Consider the following 22,025-nt stretch of genomic DNA (forward strand, 5'->3'; position numbering starts at 1 on the left):
TAGCCTAAGGAAACAGCCGCTCCTTACGCCACGCGTCGCCATTGCGCGAAAACAGAAAACGGTCGTGCAACCGCCCAGCGCCATCTTTCCAAAACTCAACTCGCTCGGGCCGCAACAAATATCCTCGCCAATACTCCGGCCGTGGAATTTCGCCCGGAAACTTCACTTCCAACTCCGTCACGCGAGACTCCAGTACCTCTCGCGAAGCCAACACTCGACTCTGCTGCGAAGCCGCTGCCCCTAGCTGACTCAAGCGCGAACGGCTATGAAAGTACTCATCCACATCCCCAGCGGGCAACTCCGTCACCGTCCCTGACACTCGTACCTGCCGCCTTAGCGACTTCCAGTGAAAGCACATCGCCGCCCGCGGATTCTCGCCCAACTCCGTTCCCTTTTGGCTGTCAACGTTCGTGTAGAAGCGGAATCCGTCGTTGTCCGCTCCCTTCATCAACACCATTCGCACGCTGGGGATGCCATCGAGCGTAGAAGTAGCCAAAGCCACCGCACTCGGATCATTAAGCTCCCCACCCTCAGCGTCCTTCAGCCACCGTTGGAACAACGCAATCGGATCACGCGCCGATTCGAGTCCGTTTGCCTCCATCACAACCTCACCCATGACCCGGTAATCTGATCCTGCCCGCTTCCACTAGCAAAGTAAAATGCAAATCTTAGCTCAACCCGTCGAACAAGTCTGTTCCTAACCGAGCTGCCTGCGGCTCAGCGGTCGCTGCCAGGGCATAGAACTCCTCAGCTCCATATCGCTCAAAGATACCCTTTGTCTTTTCCATCAGCGGAGCCTGCGATAAGTGTTTCCGAAATGCCTCGGTCTTCCGTTCCCGTACCGAGCGGATATCCAGCGTCACCGTCCAGGGCATCACCATGGCGGGCTGTCGGTCAGGCATCAGAAAATTCGCAGTCACGTAATACAGCCTAGCTGCCTTATGCGCCTCTCCAGCATTCGGATACCGTTTCGGCTGCCCCGACCAGTGAAACGCCGCCGTCGTAAGCATCGAAGTCATCATGTGATCTGCGTGAGTATTCTGTCCTCCGTCACCACCGAAGGTAGTCACAACGTCCGGCTTGAACCGCCGCATTCGTTCTACCAGCCTCTCGGCTGCTTGTGAGAACTGAACAAACTCCAAGTGCCCGTCCTGATAATCCATCAGCTCATGCCGCGTCACACCCAGCACATCGCACGAAGCACGAAACTCCTTTCGCCGCACCTTTCCGAGAGCTTCCCCACTCGCAGCATCGCCTCGATTCGTCGCTGCCTGACCATCCGTCAGGCAAATCACGTAAGTCTCAACCCCTCGATCCGCAGCCAATGCCAACGCTCCACCAAAGGCGTAGCACTCATCGTCCGGATGCGCCACCACGCACATCAGCCTCAAGCCCACTCAGCTTCCCCCAGGCCTTCATCGAGATCAGCATCTTCAAACAGAAGCTCTACCGACGCCTCTTCTTCGAGCGCAGCATCAGGATCAACTCCGCGTACTGGCGCGAAGCTCCTCCTGTGCAACGCGCAAGGCCCAATCTCAGCCAACGCCCGCCTATGCTCTGGCGTCCCGTATCCTTTATGCGAAGCCAGCCCGTATCCCGGATGCACAGCATCCAGCTCCCGCATCAACGCATCCCGATGCACCTTTGCGATCACCGAAGCCGCCGCAATCGAGAGGCTCAGCGCATCTCCATAGATCAGCTTCGTCTGCCGGCACGGATGATCCACGCGCATAGCATCGATCAGCAGATGATCTGGAACCAGCGCCAATCCCTGCACTGCGGCCAGCATCGCCATCCGTGTCGCCTGATAGATATTCACCCGATCGATCGTCTCTGCATCGACCTCTGCCACGCAGACCGCCAGCGCCATCCCACGTATCTGCTGATCGAGCGACTCGCGCTCTTCCCGTGTCAGCTGTTTAGAATCTTTTAGCCCCGCGTTCGCCAACTCATCCAGGCTCTCCGGCAGGATCACCGCTGCCGCTACCACCGGACCAAACAGCGCCCCACGCCCCACCTCATCCACCCCGGCAATCCGTTGAAAGCCGTAGTATCGCAGAGCCTGTTCCGGTGCATCGCTGCAAATCAGTTGCTTCAGCAATCGCTGTTTTGCAGTAGCCGCCGTCACTGTTTTCGACACACGTGTGGTGGGTTTCGAAGCCATGCTCTTCAAGATTCGAGTGTATATTCATCACGCACGACGAAGCCACGACCGAAGTCGTGGCTCAGTGGAAAACAGGGAACTGAATACTTACTTGGCGGCGCGCTCAACCTCGCGCAGACGAGCAGCCTTGCCGCGCAGACCGCGCAGGTAGAACAGCTTCGAACGGCGAACTTCGTAGGAGCGAACCTTCTCGACCTTGTCGACGACCTTCGAGTTGTACGGGAAGATGCGCTCGACGCCCTGGCCGAAGCTCATCTTGCGAACCGTGAACGATCCCTGTGCGCCCTTACGGCAGGCAATCACCATGCCCTCAAACGCCTGCAGACGCTCTTTTTCGCCTTCGCGAATCTTTACTTGAACTCGAACTGTATCGCCAGGGGCGAACGCGGGTAAATCGGTCCGCTCGAACTTGGCGGCCAGCTTCTGCATAATCGGATGAATGGACATGACACAACTTTCCTATGTTGGACTCGACCTTTAGTGTACACGAAATCTACAATTTCCGGGTCGAAAACTGCTCAAGAAACGCGGTCACAACCGCCGTATGCGCCTCATTCTTTGTATGCTCGCAGTTCAGCCAGAATTTCGCGATCCTCATCAGTGATCTCGATCCTCTCCAGCAAGTCTGGGCGGTTCTCCAGAGTCTTCTTCAGCGCCATTCTTCGCCGCCAGCGCCGAATCGCCTCATGATTGCCCCCCGACAGCGCCTCCGGGATGCTCACCCCCATAAACTCCGCCGGCCGAGTGTAGTGCGGATAGTCCAGCAACCCTCCCGCACCGTAGGTCGACCGCGGCGGTCCATCCGTAGAGTCGGCAGAATCCACGACCTCGTCTGCCCCAAAGCTCTCAAATCGCGACGAGTCAGGATTTCCCAGCGCCCCCGGCAATAGCCGCACCACAGCGTCGACAATGACCGCCGCCGCCAACTCCCCGCCCGACAGAACGTAATCCCCAATCGAAATCTCGCGGTCGCAGAACAACTCGTTCACTCGCTCATCGACACCCTCATATCGCCCACACAAAATGACGACTCGTTCCGTCCCCGAAAGCTCGTGAGCCAGCGACTGGGTGAACGGCTGCCCCTGCGCCGAAAGCAGAATCACCGTCTCTTTGCTTCTGTCCCGGTCCATCTTTGGAGAGATCTTCAACGACTGCATCGCCTCATAGATCGGCTGCGCTTTCAACACCATTCCTTCACCGCCACCAAACGGCCGATCGTCCACCGTCCGATGGCGATCGTGCGTGAAGCTGCGCAGGTCATGTGTCTCAGTCTGCACCAGGCCGGTCGTGCGAGCGCGCTTCAGAATTCCGTAGTCAAACGGGCCGGCAAAAAAATCGGGAAAGATCGTGATGATGTCGAAGCGCATAGACGATAAGTGCGGTGTGACTCCTTGTGTCTGACTCTCTTGATTGCACGATATCACTTCGAAGTTGTACAGTCGCGCGGCAATTCTAGGCGAAACTCATGGTGTGGATGATTATCTTTCATCCCGTTCGTCAGGCCTCAAGCTGAGCAGAAAGAGCCTCGACAATGCTGAACCGAAAATTAGCGGTTGTACTGATCCTGCTGCCAACATCTTTTAACCTAATAGCGAAAGCCCAAAGGCAGCACCCGTGGGACTCAGCCAAAACAGTTTCTTTACAGAACGATTTCTCTTCCCCTCCAGACAGCAACCGCTTTCTCTCCGCAGAATCTGTAAACCTAACCGGTGAATCTTCCAGCATGGAAGGATACATCCGTATAGTCCCTGCTCCCAAAGTCATTAGGCAACCGCCGTCCCAAAAACCCTTTCGCACCGTTGCATTTGGTATCAAGGCCAATACCCTAGGAGTGGGCGCCGAATTTGCAACACCCCTCGCCCAGAGGTTCAATCTTCGTTCCGGCGTCAACTTTCTGACATTCGGAGACCCTTTCAATGTCGACGGCGTGAGCTATGATACCCACCTCCACCTCAAGTCCTCGCAGACCACACTCGACTGGTTCCCAACTGGCGGCAGTTTCCACGTAAGCCCCGGTATTCTTTACATGAGAAACACTGCGTCCGCTTTGCTGTCGGTTTCCGCGGGCCAAAGCTTCAGCCTGGGCGACCAAACTTACGTCAACAGCGTGAACGACCCGGTCAGTGGCTCAATGTCCTACGCCTATCCCCACAACCTTTGCCCTCTTCTGATGCTGGGATTCGGTAACGTCTTGCCTCGCGATAGTCGCCACTTCTCGGTGCCGGTCGAATTTGGCGTTGCATACACGGGCCCCGCGACCATCAACGTCGGACTCGCCGGTACGGCGTGTAATTCTCAAGGCTGCGGCAACTTCGCCAACGACCGCGAATCTCAGGCAAGTTTAAAGCAGGAGGTCCATACCTTAAACGAAGACCTGAAGAGAATCCCTGTCTATCCGATCCTCTCGTTAGGTGTCGCCTATCACTTTTAGTCCTTACTGTGGCCAGTCGCTGTTCGGTTAATCTCCACCAATCCTTCAGGCAGCTTCATCTCGATTCGTTTCGACTCTGTATTCACAGCGACCAGGAAAGCCTTCACAAACGGAATAAGAATCTCATCCCCCGCAGCAGACTCTACCTCCAGCAGCGGCGCAGCGTCGGTGAGCCGGCGCGCCCCGTCCGCGGTCGTAGCAAACTGAACATCTCCGACCACACCCACTGCCGTTGTTCCGTCGTACACCGTACAGCCAATCAACTCGCTGATGTAAACCGAGTCATCGTCAAGTGGAAGCCGCTCCTCGCGTGGCACAAGCACATCCAACCCGGCCACCGTCTCCGCGTCCGAGATCGTTTCGATGCCCGCCAACTGCAGTACGACTCGCCCCTCGTTTTTGCCAACGGGCAGCCAGAAGCCCACAACTTCCGCGGCACGTGCAGCCGACTCCTCTCCCGAGAAGCCCGAAGGGGCAAGAAAGACTCTCGTCTGCTTCTCGAAGCGTTCCGGGAAATCGGTAAACAACTCCGCGAGCACCTCACCCTTACGACCCTGGGGTCGAAGCAGATGTGCCAACACAATCCAAGTTGGAGTGGTTTGCGTCATAGGGCAAAATCGGAGTTGCGATAGCCCAGACGCCGCAAGCTGTACTGAGCCCTAGGGGGCAGAGGGTGAATCCTCTTCCACGATGTCGAGCGAGAATCGGTGCTTCACCTTCATGCTGGCTGCGCTGAGAATTGTTCGCATGGAACGTGCTGTTCGACCTTGTTTTCCGATTACTTTACCAACATCGCTGGCAGCGACCCGCAAGCGAATCGCGGTGCACTCACCATCTTCTACGGCCTCGACCGATACGCTGTCTGGGTCGTCCACCAAGGCACGGGCTATCTCCGCTACAAGGTCGGTCATGTTTTTTACAGGGTTGTTCCCTGCAGGAAACTGAGTTGCCTGGGTCATCGCACACCTTCTGGGTCTGGGAGTCACGAAGTAGCGTTCTAGCACTTTCCCTTTGTCTCGTCTACTGCTACTGCGAGATCTTCCAGGAGATGCTGCAACGAACGATACACCGGTCGCAAGAGGTCCGGGGTTATAATCCCCCGGGCCCGCTGCTTTGCAAGGCCACTGCATTTCGACTGTGCAATACCAAGGAGTCTACGTGAAAGGTGCTCGCGACGCGCTCCTAGGAACCTATTGTGCCAGCTATCTTTGGGAACCGTTACCGCATTCCCAAAGATAGCATCGACCAGGTAACTCTTACGCTGCAGCGACTGCCTCTGCCGGCTTCTGTGCCATCAACTTGCCCACGCGTTCCGACAACTGTGCTCCATTCCCGGTCCAGTAGTCGATGCGGTCGCGCTTCAAATCAACCGTTGCAGGGTTGGTGCGCGGATTATAGGTACCTACCACTTCGACCGAACGGCCATTACGGGCGCGGTCCTTCTCAATAACAACGATGCGGTAATGTGGCTGCTTACGCGCTCCAACGCGCGCCAAACGAATCATCAACACGGGCAATGCCTTTCAGAACATTTTTGGTTTGGGTGATATAGCCACGCTGTCGATCTTATTTTGGACAGGGACTTTAGATACATTACCCAACATCTAAGTATGGCCGAAAACGCGCCTTTTCGCAACGAAGAAGCGCAAACTTCCTCAATCTGGTGGGAAAAGAAATCGCAAAACGTCCCCAAATCGCTCCGACCACGCGTTTTCATCGTGAACCGCCCCGTCCGCCTTCATATAAGCAAGGTCGACACCCGACTGCCAACCCCGCTTGATCAACTGCCGTTCCAAATGGTCCGCATCCCGCACATGTCGCACCCCCTCCGCCGTGCCGATGTCCAGCCAGATGCGCAGCATAGGCCTCGGCCGTGTCTGATCAACCACGTTGAAGACGCTGCGCTGATCCCACCAGAGCGAAGGCGACATCACCGCCAGTTTGCCAAACACCTCCGGATAGATAAATCCCAGATACAGCGAGACCAACCCTCCAAGTGAAGACCCTCCCAACCCTGTGTTCCTCGCATCGCTCATCGTGCGATAAGTGCGGTCAATCAGCGGCTTCAACTCCTCCACCAGCAGCCGACCATAGCTTCGCCCTTCGCCCCCGCCCACCTTGAGGTCCCGCGTCGGCGTATATTCCGCCGTCCGGCGAAGTCCCGTATTTGCAACGCCGACGAGGATCACTGGTTCCATCTCGCCGTTGAGACTCAGCTCGTCCGCCGTCGTATGCGCGTTCCAAGTTCGTCCGGCAATGTACGAGGTACGTCCGTCGAACAGATTCTGCCCATCATGTAAATAGAAGACAGGGAAGCGCCGGTCCTCCTGCTCCAAGTATTGCGGCGGCAGATAGACCGAAACGACTCGATCATCCGGCAAAATCTCCGAATGAAACTTACGTACGCTATATCTCGGATTAGAATCCAGATCGTCTGCGATATGCTCGGTCATCGCCTCTTCGGGCAAGAAGGCGGCTACAGGCTCGCGCTCAACGGTCGTAAGCGCAGGAATGAAATGAGATTGCGATGATTGTTTCAATGCGAAAGAACTCGCTCCAATAAACTACGATTGCATCAGACTAGCAGAGGGAGCCCGATGAAACGCGAATACCACAAATGGTTCTCACCGTCCCTCGGTCGCGACATGGAACTGCTGATCTTCGGGCACGCAGGCTATCCAGCCGTCGTCTTCCCCACCTCCTGCGGCCGCTTCTACGAATTTGAAGACCGTCATATGGTCAGCACCGTTCAGGACAAGCTCGAACACGGCCACCTCCAGTTCTATTGCGTCGACTCAGTCGACAGCGAAAGCTGGTATAACCGCGACGTGCCGCCCCGCTGGCGCATCGCCCGCCAGGTGCAGTACGAGCAATACATCATGAACGAGGTCGTCCCTCTCGTTCGTCAGCAAAATCAATACTCCGGCCTTGGTGCCATCGGCACTAGCTTTGGCGGCTACCATGCCCTGAACGCTGCGCTCCGGCATCCCGATATCTTCACTGCGATGCTCTCCATGAGCGGATCCTTCGACCCCTCCAACTTTCTCCGCGGTTACTACGACGACGATTGTTACTTCAACATCCCCATGCATTACCTCCCCAACATCAGCGACTCGTGGTATCTCGATCGTTACCGCCGTAACAACTACATCCTCGCCACCGGCGTTCACGACCAGTGTTGGAACGACAACGAACGCATGGCGCAGATCTTCCGCAACAAAAGCATCCCTTGCCGTCTCGATGTATGGGGCGACAACACAGGCCACGACTGGCCCTGGTGGCAGAGAATGCTGCAAACCTATCTCTAGGTCACCGGGCAAACCTCTCCCAAACCCCTGCATGGAGGATTCAGTGAAGAAGATTGGTGTTCTGTTCGGAATGGAAAATACCTTTCCCGGCGCGCTCGTTGATCGCATCAACGCGATGGAGATCGAAGGCATTCAGGCTGAGTTCGTCTGCGTCGGCGGCGTACACATGGCCGCACCCTCCGGCTATGCCGTCATCGTCGATCGCATCTCGCACGACATGCCCTTCTACCGCGCCTTCCTTAAAAACGCGGCCCTCACCGGCACTCAGATCATCAACAATCCCTTCTGGTGGTCAGCCGACGACAAGTTCTTCAACTACGCCCTCGCGTCAAAACTAGGCGTAGCCGTACCCAAAACCGTCCTCCTCCCCCACAAAAAATTTCCGCCGCAAATCAACGAGCGCTCGCTCCGCAACCTGCAGTTTCCCCTCGACTGGGACAGCATCTTCGACTACGTCGGCTTTCCCGCCTTTCTCAAACCCCACGATGGCGGCGGCTGGCGCGACGTCTTCCACGTCCACAATCGCGACGAGTTCTTCCACGCCTACGACCAGACCCGCGACCTCTGCATGACTCTCCAGGCCGCAGTCAACTTCAAGGAGTACTTCCGCTGCTACGTCGTCGGCCAATCGGACGTCCGCATCATGCCCTACGATCCACGCCGCCCGCACGAGCAACGCTACGTCCTCGACCCGCCCGAGTACGACAAGAAACTCCTCAAGCGCGTCGAAAAAGATGCTCTCACTCTCTGCAAGGCCCTCGGCTACGACCTCAACACCGTAGAGTTCGCCGTAGAAGACGGCATCCCCTACGCCATCGATTTCATGAATCCCGCGCCCGATGCCGACCTCCACTCCGTAGGCAAGGAAAGCTTCGAGTGGATCGTCGACAAAGTATCAAAGCTAGCGGTAAAGAAGGCGCAATCCTCCAACAAAATCAAACATGAGCTGAGTTGGTCCGCCTTCCTCGCGCCCTCAACCAAAAAAATGACGCTGAAACCACCAGCAACGCCCGCACCGAAAAAAACCGAAAAAAAGAAGACCAAAAAAGAAGCCTAGTTTTCGTCGCGCCTGAAAGCAGTGGTACTCTTCTGACTCACAACGGTAAGGGGAGAGTATATGCGGCCATCCTTCACGCTAGGCATCGAAGAGGAGTACCAGACAGTCGATCCGGAGACCCGGGATCTGCGCTCGCACATCGCCACCGAGATGCTCGCTAAAGGCAAGCTCCGCCTCGAGGAGCGTGTCAAAGCCGAGATGCATCAATCCGTCATCGAGGTCGGCACGCGCGTCTGCAGCAACATCCAGGTCGCCCAGGAAGACCTCTTCGATCTGCGCCGCAACATGATCGCCCTCGCCGAAGAGCACGACCTACTCCTCATCGCCGGCGCCACGCACCCCTTCGCCGACTGGCGCGTGCAGGAGATCTACCCTGATCCGCGCTACGCGCAAGTCGTCGAAGACCTTCAACTCGTCGCCCGCGCCAATCTTATCTTCGGTCTCCACGTCCACGTCGGCATCGAAGACCGCGAAGCCGCCATCCGCATCATGAACTCGCTCCGCTACTTCCTCCCCCACATCCTGGCGCTCTCCACGAACTCCCCCTTCTGGCTGGGCATGGAGACTGGCTACAAAAGTTACCGCGCCAAGGTTTTCGAAAACTTTCCTCGCACCAACCTCCCCGACAGTTTCTCGAGCTACTCCGAGTTCGAGAGCTACGTAAACCTCCTTATCAAGACGAACTCCATCGACAACGCCAAAAAAATCTGGTGGGACGTTCGCCCCCATCCCTTCTTTGACACCGTCGAAGTTCGCATCTGCGACATCCCCCTCCGCGCGCAGGAGTCCATCGCCATCGCCGCGCTCATCCAGGCCACCGCCTGCAAGCTCTGGCACCTCCACTCTCGCAACGTCGACTACCGCCAGTACTCCCGCGCCCTTTTGATGGAGAACAAATTCCGCGCCGTCCGCTACGGCATCGACGGCAAGATGATCGACTTCGGCAAACAAACCGAGGTCCCTGTCCGCGAACTCATCCTTGAGTACCTCGCCTTCATCGACGACGTTCTCGACGAACTAGGCAGCCGTACCGAGATCAACTACATCCACACCATGCTCGCGCAGGGCAGCGGCGCCGACCGCCAGCTCAAGGTCTTCCGCGAAACCGGTAGCCTAAAATCCGTCGTCGACTACATGGCCGCCGAAACCCGCGCCGGCCTCTAAGAACCTATCCACGCTTGCGAAATCGGGAACCTGAGAAGATGCGGATATCCGTTGAAGTCTCTCGTGCCATTGCGAGATCGCAAAGAATCTCTCCCACTACGGAAGAAAATTTGAAACCATGACCGGAGAATCCGGCAGCAAGGATCACCTGCGGATGATCAGGGTGCGTATCGACAATGAAGTGTTCGTCAGGCGTCATCGTATACATGCAAGTCGTTGCATGAGAAACCTCTCCGTTGAGCGAGGGAATTCTAGTCCCGATAGCAGATCTGATTGCTGATTCATCACGCGGATTTATGCGCCGATCGATTGTCGATGGAGTGCATGTCTCGTTACCAGAATGAATCCCCACCTTTGGACTCCCATCTTCGCTTATTCGTGGAAGGCCATAGAACAACGGAGATCCCTCAGGCTCCCAAAGGAAGATCGGGAACACTCCACGATCAAAGTTGGAAGATTCGTAAAGAGGCTTAAGCCAGAACAGCACCCTGCGTGAGACGACGACCGGCATCGAAACGTCGGACACCAGCTCCGCGAACCACGGACCAACAGAAATCACCAGGGACTTGGCATTGTAAGTCTCCTTTTCCGTTGTAACGCTTACACCGTCACCTTCTTGAGAAGCTGTCCACGAAAGCACTGGTTCTTCGAAACGTAGATCTGCACCACGCTTGGATGCACCGCGCAGATGCTGCCGGATACATTCCTCAGGCTTGAGGTACCCCGCCTTCTCTTCGTAGAAAGCTACTTCGTCCTCTGTCAGGGCAAACTGCGGAAAGCGACGTTGCATCTCTTTGGCGTCGATTAGGGCGTGCCCGAGACCGTACTGTTTCGCGCTTCTCAAGCAGCCTGCCACCAGCGCTCCTTTCGTCGGTCCAATAGCAACGCCGCCAGTGATGGTCAAGAGGTCTTCGTTGCTTTCTTCTTGCAACTGATCCCAAAGCTCATATGCCCTTAAGACGAGCGGAACATAGGCAGGGTCTTCGAAGTACGCCTGCCGGATAATGCGCGACTCCCCGTGTGACGATCCCTTGTCATGAGCCGGAGTAAAGGCCTCCAGCCCCAACACCTTGGCGCCTCGCTTAGATAGCTGGTATGCCGTGGCGCTTCCCATAGCGCCGAGGCCGACAACGATAGCGTCAAATGTGCGTTCCAGCCTCGCCTCCACGGTGCAACAGACTAAGGATTAAGGCACCCAAGGTCTCCTTCTCTACGATATTTGGTCAGAAGGATCTTTTGTCTCATCGACCGCCTTTTTGCAGGCGCGTTTCCTTTGGGACAAAACCTGTCAAGCCCCAAAACCGCAAATCACCGCGCCAGACAAGCAGATTCGCATGGCACAATACCCCGCCAAACCCGATATAATTAAAACAGGCCCAAGAGAAACCCCGACCTGTGAGTGTCGGGGTTTTCTGTTTGGTCAACAACCTCAATAAGAGGAAGACTCTACCGAGAGCCATGCCAGAGTAGTTGTAGTTTTAGGACTTTACACTTGTGGGAAAAAGGGAAGTCCAGACCTAACTCTCAAGGATCGAAGACTTTAGCACAAAATGACCGAGGGGAGGGGTACCGCAGCGATCACAATCGCCTCCTTTTTCTCCTGTAACGTTTCAGTAACAAGTATCTTAGAAAGAAGTTTTACCCGGAAGGCAGCACTCATGGTTGATCAAGCAACGCAGGCAGCACCAGACCTCCGCACTACCGCATTTCCCGCCGAGTTTATCCCCGGCGCCCGCAACGCCGTCACCACCTGTCTCCGTATTCAGCCCAACGAAAAAGTCACTCTCATCACGGACGAGCGCTGCCTCACCATCGCGGCCTCCCTCGTCTCCGAACTTGATCGCATCGGTTGCACCTGGAACGCCTTCGTACTCGAAGCCCTGGCTCCGCGCCCCCTCGTCGACCTTCCAGCCGCGATCCTCGAAGACATGGAATCGTCCCAGGTCAGCATCTTCGCGGTCGAGGTTCAGCCGAACGAATTGCACAGCCGCATGCAGATGACCGACGTAGTCAACCGCCGTCGCATGCGTCACGCCCACATGGTCAATATCACCCCAGAGATCATGACCCAGGGCATGCGCGCCGACTTCCTCGCCATTGATCGCCTATCCCAGGCCGTCCTCGACAAGGTTCGCGCCGCCACCTACGTCCGTGCCACAACCCCCGCAGGCACCGACATCCACGCTCAACTAAACCCCGAATACCGCTGGTTCAAGACCTCCGGCATCATCAGCACTGAAAAGTGGGGCAACCTCCCCGGCGGCGAATGCTTTACCGCTCCCGGCGAGGTCAACGGTGTCTTTGTCGTCGACGGAGTAGTCGGCGACTTTCTCTGCGCCCGCTACGGCATCCTCCGCGCCCACCCCCTCACCATCAACATCGAAGGCAACCGCATCACTCGCGTCTCAAGCGAGAACAAAGCGCTTGAGCGCGACTTTTGGGCCTACACCCACACCGACGAAAACTCCGATCGAGTCGGTGAATTTGCTATTGGTACCAACATCGGCGTCGACCGCGTCATTGGCAACATCCTCCAGGACGAAAAGTTCCCCGGCATTCACATCGCCTTCGGAGATCCCTACGGCGCCCACACGGGAGCGCCCTGGAAGTCCTCCACTCATATCGATGTAGTCGGTCTCGAGTTCAGCATCTGGCTAGGTGACGCCCAAGGCGAAGAGCAGATCATGCGCGACGGCGAGTTTCTCCTCGACGCTTAGCCAAACCCAGACCAGCCCCGTGGTACGTTCGGTATTCAAAATCTTTAGTGCGAATCTACTGTGGTCTTGCTATCGGCTTTGAATTGATAGGCCTTGGTGTCGACGCCTTGGTTATATTTGACATCGGAGTAAACTGCGGTTCGATAGTCCTCCGACGGCATATAGAAGCTTTGCTTTAAGGTAATACCGCGAGTTGGGTCCACCCAGATTGTCATATGCGTGCAATTATTGCGGACCGATGGGTCTTTCGGGACCAGGTCCAACTTGGCCGTCTGCACCCCATTCAACATCTCGTCCCCTAAATCAGAAATGGTCCATGCTTTCGCCATCTCCTTGCCACTCCCACCAAACCCAAGAGTAAGAAAGCTCTCCATCTGCGCCTGGTTTCCTTTCGGAGTAATGATCGTCTCATGGTCGGTGCCAGGATCGAAGAGAGTTAGCGTCCCATTGCGATATTCCAGAATCTTGGTGGAGGGCGAAGTAATTTTGGCCCCCATCACAGTTTTTCCGTTTTCCTTTTTGAAGTAGATTGTCCCTTTTTGCGTGGTCGTTTGTTGCACGACCTTCTCGTAGAGATCCCACTGAAAGCTGGCTTCAGCGGACTGGAACCTCAGGGTCGCCGCATCCATCTGTCGAAGAACTTCGTCCAGGTGGCCGGCCTTGGGCTGCGCAACGGCGGAAGGTGTGGGACCCAAAGCAACTATCGAAAAGAGAAGTGATGCAACGACACGGCTGATAGTGGTCATAGGTGAGGTGCTCCCAAAAATGATATGCGATAAGCGTCAGAAATTTAGCGGAGCACCCACGCGTTGTACGCAATGATTTTGCCCTGTATGTCACGAACGGGCTCGTACCGCTCAAGTGATACTTCGCCTGATATTGGTTCGATCACGCGCAGGATCGCTGCGCGGCGTTCAGGATCGGTGCGGGCGCCGCTCATATCATCGGCGCGCACTTGGTAGATAAAACGGCTGCTGCCCCCCGACGTTCCGGCTTCTCTAACCAGTACCTCGCTCGCGTGGAGAGCAACGGTCTCAACCGGTTTGTCCTTGAAGTCGATCAAGTGAGGTGAGACGAACATAAAGATCAGAATAGCTGTCACCATGACGTCATAATGGAAACTTCCTCGTTCATAGGCCCAGAAAATGTAGTTGCGAATCAGCTTGAACATGAATTAACTCCTGCCTTGTTGTTTGCCGATAACCGTGTCGCCGTTCATATAGGGTACTAACACGTCTGGGACTCTAATCGTGCCGTCAGACTGCTGATAGGTCTCCAGAATTGCGAGGTAGGTGCGACCTACAGCGAGGCCGCTTCCATTCAGGGTGTGAAGAAATTCGGTCTTTTTCGCTCCAGTGGGACGATAGCGGATATTTGCCCGGCGGGCCTGGAAGGACTCGAAATTAGAGCAGGAAGAGATCTCCCGATAGAGCTGCTGACCAGGTAACCACACCTCGAGGTCATACGTCTTAGCAGCGGAAAATCCCATATCCCCTGTGCAGAGCAGCATTCGTCGATAAGGGAGACCCAGGCGTTCGAGGACCGTCTCAGCATGGCGGGTTAGGCGTTCGTGTTCCGCGTCAGAGTCCTCTGGGCGTGCAAACTTAACCAACTCGACCTTCTGGAACTGGTGCTGACGGATCATGCCGCGGACATCCTTGCCGTAGGAGCCAGCTTCGGAGCGGAAACACGGAGTGTAGGCGCAAAAAGATATTGGAAGCTGCGATTCGTCGAGCGTCTCGTCGCGGAAGATGTTTGTGACGGGGACCTCTGCTGTAGGGATAAGCCAGTGATCACTCTCTTGATATACGCCTGGCTGGTAGCTGCCTTTGTCGTCGCAATGAAATAGATCTTCGGCGAATTTGGGCAGCTGACCGGTGCCGAAGAGGGACCTGGAGTTGACCATGTAAGGCGGCAGAACTTCGGTATAGCAGTGTTCGCCAGTGTGAAGGTCGATCATATAGTTGGCAAGGGCGCGCTCAAGACGAGCTCCCTGTCCGAATTGAATAACAAAACGGGAGCCTGAGATTTTGGCGGCGCGGCCAAAGTCGAGGATGCCCAACGCTTCGCCCAGGTCCCAATGAGGCTTTGCGGGGAAGTCGAAGATCGTCTTCTCGCCCCAGACCTTTTCTTGCCGATTGTCGTCGGCTGATTTTCCGATGGGAACGCCGTCTTGAGGCAGATTGGGAAGGGCTTGCAGCATCTCTTTCAAACGCTCGTCTAAAACTGCGGCAGAGGATTCGAGGGACTCCGTCTCAGATTTCATGGCACGCGTCTGCTCGGTTTGCGCAGGTGTTTCTACGCCCTCACGTCTGAGTTTTGCGATCTCTTCGGTCAGCTTGTTTCGCTGCGCCTTTAACGTCTCCACTCGGGTGATAGCCTCGCGCCTCGCGCGATCGACTTCGACGAAGCTACCGAGTACGACGGCAGGATCCATTCCCCGGTTACGCAACTTCTCTTCTACAAGGGCCAGGTTAGCCCGAACAAATGCAAGGTCAATCATCACCATTCATTTTAGCGTCTTCCCGAGGCGATAAGGCCTTGCAATCTTTCCGCAATACTTTCCGTTTACCCTCGTATGATGCGAAAGTCTGTTCTTGCCCTTTTATCGTGTTTTTCTCGCTGATTGCTCTATCTTCGGCGCGGCCGGATCTATCGCGCAAGGCCGAAGCTCATTGTGATTCTGGTTATCGATCAATTTCGAGGCGACTATCTCGATCGATACCGAGATGCGTTGAAGACGACGAACGGGTTTAATCGCTTTCTGAAGCGTGGGGCCTACTTTAACTCTTGCTACTTTGATTACGCCAACACAAAAACGGCTCCGGGACACGCAACGATTGGGACAGGTGATATACGGACGGCCACGGCATCGGCAGCAATGAGTGGTGGGACTTAAGCCGTAATACGGACCGGGTGATTTGGTCGGTCGAAGACTAGCGGTATCGCTTGGTGGGCAAACTTTGACGATCTACCAGTCCCAGCTCCTCCGGCGCCTGCTCCAAATGATCCTCGAATTGGGTCTTCGCCGGTAAATCTGCTTGCGACGACTATTGGGGATGAAGTTCGACTTGCGACGCAGGGGCAGGCAAAGCTGTACGGCGTGTCGCTAAAAGATCGGGCGGGATTCTGCCGGCCGGACAGTCTGCTAACGGGGCGTTCTGGATCGACAACTCATCGGGCCGCTTCGTTACTTCAACCTATTACATTCAGAAATTGCCAGACTGGGCGACAACGTTCAACAAAGGTTCAAGGATAGCCCAGGCAGTAAAAGAGGCAGGTCCTGACGGAACGACGCAATTCTACTCACTCGTAGGCATACTCCTGCTGCGAACAGTTATGAGCTGGATTTCCTCCGGGCGCTTATCGAGGGAGAGTCTATAGGCCAGAACGGCGTGACCGATGTCCTCACGGTCAGTCTGTCAGCTAACGACATACAAGGACATCAGTTTGGGCCGGATTCTGACACTCAACGTTAGATGGTCCTCCGCCTGGATCAGGACCCCGACAGTTTCTTCAGCTACCTCGACAAGAAGATTGGTTTTCAGAATGTGACGGTCGCGCTGACCGCGGATCATGGAGTCGCACCGATTCCAACGGAGTCCGCTAAGCGTGGAGCGGCTTCAGCGCGCCTGGACTTGGATGCTTTCACGGCGGTGATTGACGAGAGCTTGAATGCCCGGTTCTCTCCGAACAAAGGCGTGCAATATTTTATGCCGACTCAAGAGCTGCCTTATCTTGCGCTCGATCCCCATGCTTTTGGCACTGTTTCGGAAAGGATGCCGAGCAGGCTGTAGTCGACGCGATTCCCGCGGCTGTCAAGAAGCTAGGCGCTCCGGCATTGCCTCCAAATACTCTGCTCACGCCGGAGGCTACTCGGATGTACCAAGAGAGCCGCGTTGATGCCGATCCCTCGATTTACTTCAGCCGCACTCGGGTTGATCTTGAGGCAGGAAAGGTGCCTAACACAGAGTTTGGGCGCCTCATTTCGCATAGTTACACCGATCACGGTGGATGGTATGTGATGACCTTCCCGATGGCGTACCAGATGGAATATTCGACCGGAATACAGACGACGCATTTTTCTCCTTGGAGCTATGACCGACATGTGCCATTAGGTTTCTTTTGGGAGGAGTTTTGCCTGGGTTGTATCGGGAGCAAGTCGCCCCGGTGGACATTGCAGCTACATTTGCGTCTGTTTTGGGAGTTAATGCGCCGTTCGCTAATGTTGGTCGGGCTCTCACTGAAGCACTGCGACCAGCCAATGATTACGGGCGACAAGGTACGGCTACACTGTTTAAGTATGAGAACGGAATCACGACAGTGAGCGCGTCTGCAAGAATCAAAGGCCCTGACATGCGGGTGAAGGTCGCCGGCATTGAGTTTTGTTCGCCGGTAATTGCGGCGAGCGGAACCTTTGGGTATGGGGTCGAATTTGAGGACATTGTCTCAATGTCTCGGATAGGAGGTTTCGTCACCAAGGGGCTTTCGCGCGAGCCCATGGCGGGTAATCCAGCTCCCCGAATCATCGAAACCGCCGCGGGGATGATGAATGCGATCGGACTACAGAATATGGGCGTTCGGGCCTTTATCGCAGAAAAGCTACCCAAGTTGAGGAAAATCAAAGGGGCGGTCATTGTTGCGAATGTCTTTGGGTTCACTATCGAAGATTGCCTTGAGGTAATTACGGTGCTGAACGAGGCCGCGGACATAGCGATGTATGAGCTGAATGCGAGTTGTCCCAATACCAGCCATGGAGGCATGGTCTTTGGGACCGATCCTCCGCAGCTTTGGGAACTGGTAGCACGCTGTAAGGCGGCCGCTCGCAGGCCTTTGATGGTCAAGCTTTCGCCAAATGTCACGGATATTGGATTAATGGCACGTGTTGCTGCAGATGGGGGAGCCGACGCTGTTTCGCTCGTCAACACCTTCGTATCTTTGGCTATCGATGTTGAGACGCGTCGACCTCGTATTGCCAACATTACCGGAGGGCTCTCCGGGCCTGCGATCAAGCCAATTGCCGTGCGGATGGTGCACGAGGTTTCAAAGAATGTGACGATTCCTATCGTAGGTATGGGAGGAATTGTTCGGGCCGAGGACGCGGTGGAGTTCATGATGGCTGGAGCCACTGCGGTACAAGTCGGGACGGCTAGCTACGCGGATCCACGCGCGGTCGAGAATATTGCCGACGGACTGAAGCGCTGGTGTATTGCGCATGATGTAGCACAGGTAAGCTCACTAACCGGCTCGGCCCGGCTCTAACGACATGTTGTCGGTGTGCTGGCTTAGAATAGTTAGGTGATGATTGAACACGACATTGACTCTTTAGCCGCTCCTACTGATTTTCGTAAGATCCGTCGCGCTCTACTCTCTGTTACCGATAAGACCGGACTCATTGATTTCGCTCGAGTCCTCCTTTCATTCCAGGTCGACCTAGTTTCGACAGGAGGAACTGCACGTGCGCTACGAGAAGCTGGCCTTCCGGTGCGCGATATTAGCGACCTGACCGGATTTCCGGAGATGCTCGACGGTAGAGTGAAGACACTCCATCCAAAGGTTCATGGCGGAATCCTCCATATACGTGATAACGAGGGTCATAGGGCTTCAGTCGCTGAACACCAGATCGAACCGATCGATATGGTAGTGGTAAATCTTTATGCGTTCGAGAAGTCAGCAAACCGACCCGGAGTTTCGTTCGCGGATGTAATCGAAAATATCGACATCGGCGGACCGTCGATGGTTCGTTCAGCAGCGAAGAACTTCGCTGATGTAGCGATTGTGACCTGCGTGGCAGACTACGCCCGTTTGGCAGATGAGATGGTCGCGTACTCTGGTAGCTTGAGTCGCACGACGCGATGGAATCTAGCCAAGACCGCCTTCGCGATCACAGCGGCTTACGATGCAGGCATAGCGACAACTCTGGAAAGCATCGAAACTCCGAACGGCAGCGCTATATTTTCACAAGATCGGTTACCGGCAACAATCCGCGTCAACGAACAGCTCCTCAAGGTGCTTCGGTATGGCGAAAATCCGCATCAGAAAGCTGCGCTATATACAGATGGCAGCGAAAAAGGTGTCGCAAACGCGAAGCAATTGCAAGGTAAGGAGCTTAGCTACAACAATATCGTGGATCTGGATGCATGCTGGGAATTAGTAAGCGAGTTTGATGAACCCGCGGTGGTCATCATCAAACATACAAATCCCTGTGGAGCTTCAACTGGAGCGACAGTTGCCGAGGCCTACCTACGGGCGCTTGGGGCCGATCCGGTGTCCGCTTTCGGTGGAGTGATTGGGATCAATCGCGAGGTTGATGCTGTGGCCGCGGAGCAAATCGCGAAGCTGTTTGTTGAGGCGATCGCAGCACCTTCGTTCACCAGTGAGGCGCTGGAACGTTTTGGAGCCAAAAAGAATCTCAGGCTTATCGAGATTTTGCCCACTGAGACCCCACGAATGTTGAAGCAGGTCTCCGGAGGACTACTCGTGCAGGATGCGGACCAGCTAAGCATCAGCGAAGGACAACTCCAAATCGTCTCGAAAAGAAAGCCTACCGCGGAAGAGTTGCGGGCCATGGTCTTTGCCTGGCGAGTCTGCAAGCATGTCAAATCGAATGCGATTGTCTATGCCCGATTCAGCGACGGACACGGGCAGACGGTCGGTATTGGGGCAGGTCAGATGAGTCGGGTGGATGCAGCCCGATTCGGCGCAATGAAGGCTGTACTGCCGCTAAATGATACGGTTGCCGCTTCCGATGCCTTTTTCCCGTTTGCTGACGGTCTCGAAGTTGTGGCACGAGCTGGTGCCACAGCTGTCATTCAGCCAGGGGGCTCAGTGCGGGATGCCGAGGTCATCGAGGCTGCAGATCGGCTGGGCGTGGCGATGGTATTTACGGGGGTCAGACACTTCCGTCACGGATAATCTTCCAAGTAGCCGCTAATGACGGATATAATCACCGCCATGTTGCCGCAATTGGCTGGTCTCGCCGCCTGCATCCAATCCGGACGCGGGATCGTCTAACCAGTGTTTAGCAGCATCGCTTCGACTTCTATTCCGTCGGCACAGGAAACTAACTCATGACGCCTTTTTTACGTGCCTCTTTTATTCGCGATTTTCGTTTGATTCCCGCTGCCGCGGCCTTTTTTGTGGCCCACATCATGTTCGCTCAAACCCCAGGCGGGTCGAAGATCACGGTCTCAACTTCAGCTCAGCCTGATCGGGCTTCTTCCTACTATCACTACAGCCTGGCCCGCCTTTACGAAGATATGGCGGTTAACGCGGGCCGGTCGGACTACGCTACACAAGCGGTGGAGCAGTACAAGTTAGCTCTGGATGCCGATCCGAATTCGCGTCTTCTACAAGATGGTTTGGCCGATCTCTATTTCAAAATTGGTCGCATCCGTGAGGCGGTGACGGCTGCGCAGGATCAGGTGAGCAAGAATCCTGACGACATCGAAGCTCATACGCTCTTGGGGAAGGTTTATCTGCGTTCTTTAGGTGACATGCAAAGTCCGCAATCAGGCCAAATGCTTCAACTCGCGATTGCTGAGTATGAAAAGCTCGCTCAATTGAAACCGGGCGATGTGGAGACACATCTTTTGTTGGGCCAGCTCTACGGTCTGAATCATGATTCGGGGAAGGCGGAAACGGAATTCAAAGCAGCGCAGAGCATCGACGCAAATTCGGAAGAAGTTGCGCTCAATATGGCGCGGCTCTATAGCGAGCAGGGTGATCCGAAGCGCGCCGCAGATGTGCTTAATGCGGTGCCGGTTGACGATCGTTCGCCTCGCGTCGAGTTCGCTTTGGGCGCGAGTTACGAGCAGCTGAAGAAAAATAAGGACGCGATTGCAGCTTACCATCGAGCTCTGGATCTTGAGCCAGACAATCTGGATACTGAGCGCGGTCTTGCGAATGCACTACTAGCTGATGGTCAACTGGACGAGGCGTTGAAGGTGTTAAATGTCGTCGTCTCAGCTGAACCGCAGGACGCGCAGTCACAGATCCACATCTCGGAGATCGAACGCAGACAGGGCCACTACGATGAGGCGCTCAAGACACTCGATAAGGCAAAGCCATTGGCTCCGGACTCGCTCGAGCTTACCTACAATGAGGCGCTTATCTATGACTCGCTGGGTCGCTATGACGATGCGACTGGAGTGCTGACTAAGCTAGTAGCAGATACTGCTCATCCGGATGGGAAGTACACGGATGGAGAGAAGGCCAATCGCTCGATCTTCCTCGATCGACTGGCGATTATCTACCGTGAGCAGAACAAGACTCCGGAGGCTGTTGGGGCTTACAAGCAGATGGCTGGGCTTGGCGGTGATTACGTCAAGAGTGGTTATCAAGGGCAGATCGATGCGTATCGCGATGCTCACCAGTGGAAGGAAGCTACGGCGTCTGCTGCTGAGGTAGCAAAGCTGATGCCGAATGATCATGGGATTCAACTGATGTATGCGGGGCAGCTCGCTGATACAGGTTCGGTAGATCAAGGTATCGCGCTGGCAAATGCGCAGTTGGCAGCGACGAAGGGAACTGCGGACGAGCGCGATTCGCATCTGGCTTTAGCTCAGATTTACACACGTCTCAAACGGTATCAGGAGGCGTCTGCTGAGCTGACCAGCGCTGATGCGTTGGCGACGAAGCCCGATGAGAAGCTCTATGTGGCGTTTCTGCGCGGTGCGCTTTATGACCGGCAGAAACAGTATGACCTTGCGGAAGCTGAGTTTCGTAAGGCGCTTGTGATCGATCCGCAGAATGCTACCGTTCTCAACTATCTTGGTTACATGTTCGCTGATCGCGGCGTTCGGCTTGCTGAGGCGTTGACGATGATTCGGAAGGCGGTTGAACTCGATCCGCAGAATGGTGCGTTTCTGGACTCGCTTGGCTGGGTTTATTTCAAGTCGGGTCAATACGCGCTGGCGGAAGAAAATCTTCGCAAAGCGAATGAGCGGATCAACACCGACCCCACCGTTCACGATCATCTCGGCGAGGTTTATGAGAAGACCGGGAACCTGAAAGGGGCTGTGGCACAGTGGGAGCGGTCGATGACTGAGTATTCTCGGTCTCTGCCGGCGGATGCTGATCCTGCGGATGTTGCGAAGGTTGAGCACAAGCTCGAGAACGCTCGCGTGAAGCTGGCGAAGGTCGGGAATGTTTCGGTCAAGTAGTTAGTGGGGAAGCGTAGGGC

The 22,025-nt window shown here is 55.5% G+C and carries 23 protein-coding genes; 10 read left to right on the forward strand and 13 right to left on the reverse strand.

Annotation, left to right across the window (positions count from 1 at the left end):
* Positions 1-4 precede the first annotated feature (4 nt).
* The 5 genes from pdxH to trmD form a co-directional block, all read right to left on the reverse strand.
* Positions 5-616, reverse strand: coding sequence for a pyridoxamine 5'-phosphate oxidase (pdxH, locus tag HDF14_RS17785; protein ID WP_183979279.1), 612 nt, complete (start codon positions 614-616; stop codon positions 5-7).
* Positions 617-668: 52 nt separating this feature from the next.
* On the reverse strand, positions 669-1,397 hold the full coding sequence (locus HDF14_RS17790; RefSeq protein WP_183979281.1) for a PIG-L deacetylase family protein: 729 nt from the start codon (positions 1,395-1,397) through the stop codon (positions 669-671).
* Positions 1,388-2,164 carry a ribonuclease HII gene (locus tag HDF14_RS17795; protein ID WP_183979283.1) on the reverse strand — a complete coding sequence of 259 codons (777 nt, stop codon included), beginning with the start codon at positions 2,162-2,164 and terminating at the stop codon, positions 1,388-1,390. Before HDF14_RS17795 ends, HDF14_RS17790 begins: the two co-directional genes overlap by 10 nt.
* 87 nt (positions 2,165-2,251) lie before the next feature.
* Entirely contained in the window at positions 2,252-2,611 is a 360-nt protein-coding gene (gene rplS / locus HDF14_RS17800; RefSeq protein ID WP_218884516.1) for a 50S ribosomal protein L19, read from the reverse strand.
* Between the two features lie 104 nt (positions 2,612-2,715).
* On the reverse strand, positions 2,716-3,531 hold the full coding sequence (gene trmD / locus HDF14_RS17805) for a tRNA (guanosine(37)-N1)-methyltransferase TrmD (RefSeq protein ID WP_183979286.1): 816 nt from the start codon (positions 3,529-3,531) through the stop codon (positions 2,716-2,718).
* Positions 3,532-3,695: 164 nt separating this feature from the next.
* On the opposite strand from trmD, the gene HDF14_RS17810 reads away from it, so the two are divergent.
* On the forward strand, positions 3,696-4,595 hold the full coding sequence (locus tag HDF14_RS17810) for a hypothetical protein (protein ID WP_183979287.1): 900 nt from the start codon (positions 3,696-3,698) through the stop codon (positions 4,593-4,595).
* On the opposite strand, the gene rimM is transcribed toward HDF14_RS17810, so the two are convergent.
* The 4 genes from rimM to HDF14_RS17830 form a co-directional block, all read right to left on the reverse strand.
* Positions 4,592-5,203 (reverse strand): ribosome maturation factor RimM, encoded by a 612-nt coding sequence (gene rimM, locus HDF14_RS17815; protein WP_183979289.1) that lies wholly within the window; start codon positions 5,201-5,203, stop codon positions 4,592-4,594. The two genes, HDF14_RS17810 and rimM, sit on opposite strands and share 4 nt — an antisense overlap.
* Positions 5,204-5,254: 51 nt before the next feature.
* Positions 5,255-5,554, reverse strand: a complete 300-nt coding sequence (locus tag HDF14_RS17820) for a KH domain-containing protein (protein WP_183979291.1) — start codon at positions 5,552-5,554, stop codon at positions 5,255-5,257.
* A gap of 297 nt (positions 5,555-5,851) precedes the next feature.
* Positions 5,852-6,100 (reverse strand): 30S ribosomal protein S16, encoded by a 249-nt coding sequence (gene rpsP / locus HDF14_RS17825; RefSeq protein WP_183761839.1) that lies wholly within the window; start codon positions 6,098-6,100, stop codon positions 5,852-5,854.
* A gap of 150 nt (positions 6,101-6,250) precedes the next feature.
* Positions 6,251-7,135 (reverse strand): alpha/beta hydrolase, encoded by an 885-nt coding sequence (locus HDF14_RS17830; RefSeq protein ID WP_260698370.1) that lies wholly within the window; start codon positions 7,133-7,135, stop codon positions 6,251-6,253.
* A 57-nt stretch (positions 7,136-7,192) separates the two neighbouring features.
* On the opposite strand from HDF14_RS17830, the gene HDF14_RS17835 reads away from it, so the two are divergent.
* Genes HDF14_RS17835 through HDF14_RS17845 form a run of 3 tightly spaced genes read left to right on the forward strand, consistent with a single transcriptional unit; the run spans position 7,193 to position 10,124 of the window.
* The gene (locus HDF14_RS17835) at positions 7,193-7,903 is read left to right on the forward strand and encodes an esterase family protein (protein WP_183979293.1); all 711 of its coding nucleotides are present in this window, start codon (positions 7,193-7,195) and stop codon (positions 7,901-7,903) included.
* A 43-nt stretch (positions 7,904-7,946) separates the two neighbouring features.
* Entirely contained in the window at positions 7,947-8,960 is a 1,014-nt protein-coding gene (locus HDF14_RS17840) for an ATP-grasp domain-containing protein (RefSeq protein WP_313899615.1), read from the forward strand.
* Positions 8,961-9,020: 60 nt separating this feature from the next.
* Complete coding sequence (locus tag HDF14_RS17845; protein WP_183979295.1) at positions 9,021-10,124, forward strand: carboxylate-amine ligase; 1,104 nt, start codon at positions 9,021-9,023, stop codon at positions 10,122-10,124.
* Between the two features lie 4 nt (positions 10,125-10,128).
* On the opposite strand, the gene solA is transcribed toward HDF14_RS17845, so the two are convergent.
* Positions 10,129-11,292, reverse strand: a complete 1,164-nt coding sequence (gene solA, locus HDF14_RS17850; protein ID WP_313899616.1) for an N-methyl-L-tryptophan oxidase — start codon at positions 11,290-11,292, stop codon at positions 10,129-10,131.
* Positions 11,293-11,782: 490 nt separating this feature from the next.
* Between solA and HDF14_RS17855 the strand changes: the two genes are divergently transcribed.
* On the forward strand, positions 11,783-12,841 hold the full coding sequence (locus HDF14_RS17855; RefSeq protein WP_183979304.1) for an aminopeptidase: 1,059 nt from the start codon (positions 11,783-11,785) through the stop codon (positions 12,839-12,841).
* Between the two features lie 44 nt (positions 12,842-12,885).
* Here the strand turns inward: HDF14_RS17855 and HDF14_RS17860 are convergent, their stop codons facing one another.
* From HDF14_RS17860 to serS, 3 genes are read right to left on the reverse strand one after another with little or no spacing between them, the layout of a single operon-like run.
* Positions 12,886-13,587 carry a LolA family protein gene (locus tag HDF14_RS17860; protein WP_183979306.1) on the reverse strand — a complete coding sequence of 234 codons (702 nt, stop codon included), beginning with the start codon at positions 13,585-13,587 and terminating at the stop codon, positions 12,886-12,888.
* Between the two features lie 44 nt (positions 13,588-13,631).
* Positions 13,632-14,012: a hypothetical protein gene (locus tag HDF14_RS17865; RefSeq protein ID WP_183979308.1), complete on the reverse strand. Its 381-nt coding sequence runs from the start codon at positions 14,010-14,012 to the stop codon at positions 13,632-13,634.
* A 3-nt stretch (positions 14,013-14,015) separates the two neighbouring features.
* Complete coding sequence (serS, locus tag HDF14_RS17870) at positions 14,016-15,344, reverse strand: serine--tRNA ligase (protein WP_183979310.1); 1,329 nt, start codon at positions 15,342-15,344, stop codon at positions 14,016-14,018.
* Between the two features lie 174 nt (positions 15,345-15,518).
* Here serS and HDF14_RS27630 point away from each other — a divergent pair, with 174 nt between their 5' ends.
* From HDF14_RS27630 to HDF14_RS17895, 5 genes are all read left to right on the forward strand, one after another.
* A complete protein-coding gene (locus HDF14_RS27630; protein ID WP_183979319.1) occupies positions 15,519-15,740 on the forward strand; it encodes an alkaline phosphatase family protein in 222 nt (73 codons plus the stop codon).
* 580 nt (positions 15,741-16,320) lie between these two features.
* Positions 16,321-16,638 (forward strand): alkaline phosphatase family protein, encoded by a 318-nt coding sequence (locus HDF14_RS17880; RefSeq protein WP_183979329.1) that lies wholly within the window; start codon positions 16,321-16,323, stop codon positions 16,636-16,638.
* A gap of 559 nt (positions 16,639-17,197) precedes the next feature.
* Complete coding sequence (locus tag HDF14_RS17885) at positions 17,198-18,103, forward strand: dihydroorotate dehydrogenase (RefSeq protein WP_221304768.1); 906 nt, start codon at positions 17,198-17,200, stop codon at positions 18,101-18,103.
* A gap of 39 nt (positions 18,104-18,142) precedes the next feature.
* Positions 18,143-19,756, forward strand: a complete 1,614-nt coding sequence (purH, locus tag HDF14_RS17890; protein ID WP_183979331.1) for a bifunctional phosphoribosylaminoimidazolecarboxamide formyltransferase/IMP cyclohydrolase — start codon at positions 18,143-18,145, stop codon at positions 19,754-19,756.
* 155 nt (positions 19,757-19,911) lie between these two features.
* Positions 19,912-22,005, forward strand: a complete 2,094-nt coding sequence (locus tag HDF14_RS17895; protein WP_183979333.1) for a tetratricopeptide repeat protein — start codon at positions 19,912-19,914, stop codon at positions 22,003-22,005.
* Positions 22,006-22,025: the final 20 nt, after the last annotated feature.

It is taken from the genome of Tunturiibacter gelidiferens (assembly GCF_014201335.1).
In the GTDB taxonomy this organism is placed as follows: Bacteria; Acidobacteriota; Terriglobia; order Terriglobales; family Acidobacteriaceae; genus Edaphobacter; species Edaphobacter lichenicola_E.

Excerpts from the sequence above, each read along its gene's own strand:
- HDF14_RS17855 (WP_183979304.1), top strand. The coding sequence starts at position 11,783 with ATGGTTGATCAAGCAACGCAGGCAGCACCAGACCTCCGCACTACCGCA.
- HDF14_RS17860 (WP_183979306.1), bottom strand. The coding sequence starts at position 13,587 with ATGACCACTATCAGCCGTGTCGTTGCATCACTTCTCTTTTCGATAGTT.
- HDF14_RS17885 (WP_221304768.1), top strand. The coding sequence starts at position 17,198 with ATGCGGGTGAAGGTCGCCGGCATTGAGTTTTGTTCGCCGGTAATTGCG.
- HDF14_RS17810 (WP_183979287.1), top strand. The coding sequence starts at position 3,696 with ATGCTGAACCGAAAATTAGCGGTTGTACTGATCCTGCTGCCAACATCT.
- HDF14_RS17880 (WP_183979329.1), top strand. The coding sequence starts at position 16,321 with ATGGTCCTCCGCCTGGATCAGGACCCCGACAGTTTCTTCAGCTACCTC.
- HDF14_RS17845 (WP_183979295.1), top strand. The coding sequence starts at position 9,021 with ATGCGGCCATCCTTCACGCTAGGCATCGAAGAGGAGTACCAGACAGTC.
- rimM (WP_183979289.1), bottom strand. The coding sequence starts at position 5,203 with ATGACGCAAACCACTCCAACTTGGATTGTGTTGGCACATCTGCTTCGA.
- trmD (WP_183979286.1), bottom strand. The coding sequence starts at position 3,531 with ATGCGCTTCGACATCATCACGATCTTTCCCGATTTTTTTGCCGGCCCG.
- purH (WP_183979331.1), top strand. The coding sequence starts at position 18,143 with ATGATTGAACACGACATTGACTCTTTAGCCGCTCCTACTGATTTTCGT.
- HDF14_RS17835 (WP_183979293.1), top strand. The coding sequence starts at position 7,193 with ATGAAACGCGAATACCACAAATGGTTCTCACCGTCCCTCGGTCGCGAC.
- HDF14_RS17820 (WP_183979291.1), bottom strand. The coding sequence starts at position 5,554 with ATGACCCAGGCAACTCAGTTTCCTGCAGGGAACAACCCTGTAAAAAAC.
- serS (WP_183979310.1), bottom strand. The coding sequence starts at position 15,344 with ATGATTGACCTTGCATTTGTTCGGGCTAACCTGGCCCTTGTAGAAGAG.
- HDF14_RS17795 (WP_183979283.1), bottom strand. The coding sequence starts at position 2,164 with ATGGCTTCGAAACCCACCACACGTGTGTCGAAAACAGTGACGGCGGCT.
- rpsP (WP_183761839.1), bottom strand. The coding sequence starts at position 6,100 with ATGATTCGTTTGGCGCGCGTTGGAGCGCGTAAGCAGCCACATTACCGC.
- rplS (WP_218884516.1), bottom strand. The coding sequence starts at position 2,611 with ATGTCCATTCATCCGATTATGCAGAAGCTGGCCGCCAAGTTCGAGCGG.
- HDF14_RS17865 (WP_183979308.1), bottom strand. The coding sequence starts at position 14,012 with ATGTTCAAGCTGATTCGCAACTACATTTTCTGGGCCTATGAACGAGGA.
- pdxH (WP_183979279.1), bottom strand. The coding sequence starts at position 616 with ATGGGTGAGGTTGTGATGGAGGCAAACGGACTCGAATCGGCGCGTGAT.
- HDF14_RS17895 (WP_183979333.1), top strand. The coding sequence starts at position 19,912 with ATGACGCCTTTTTTACGTGCCTCTTTTATTCGCGATTTTCGTTTGATT.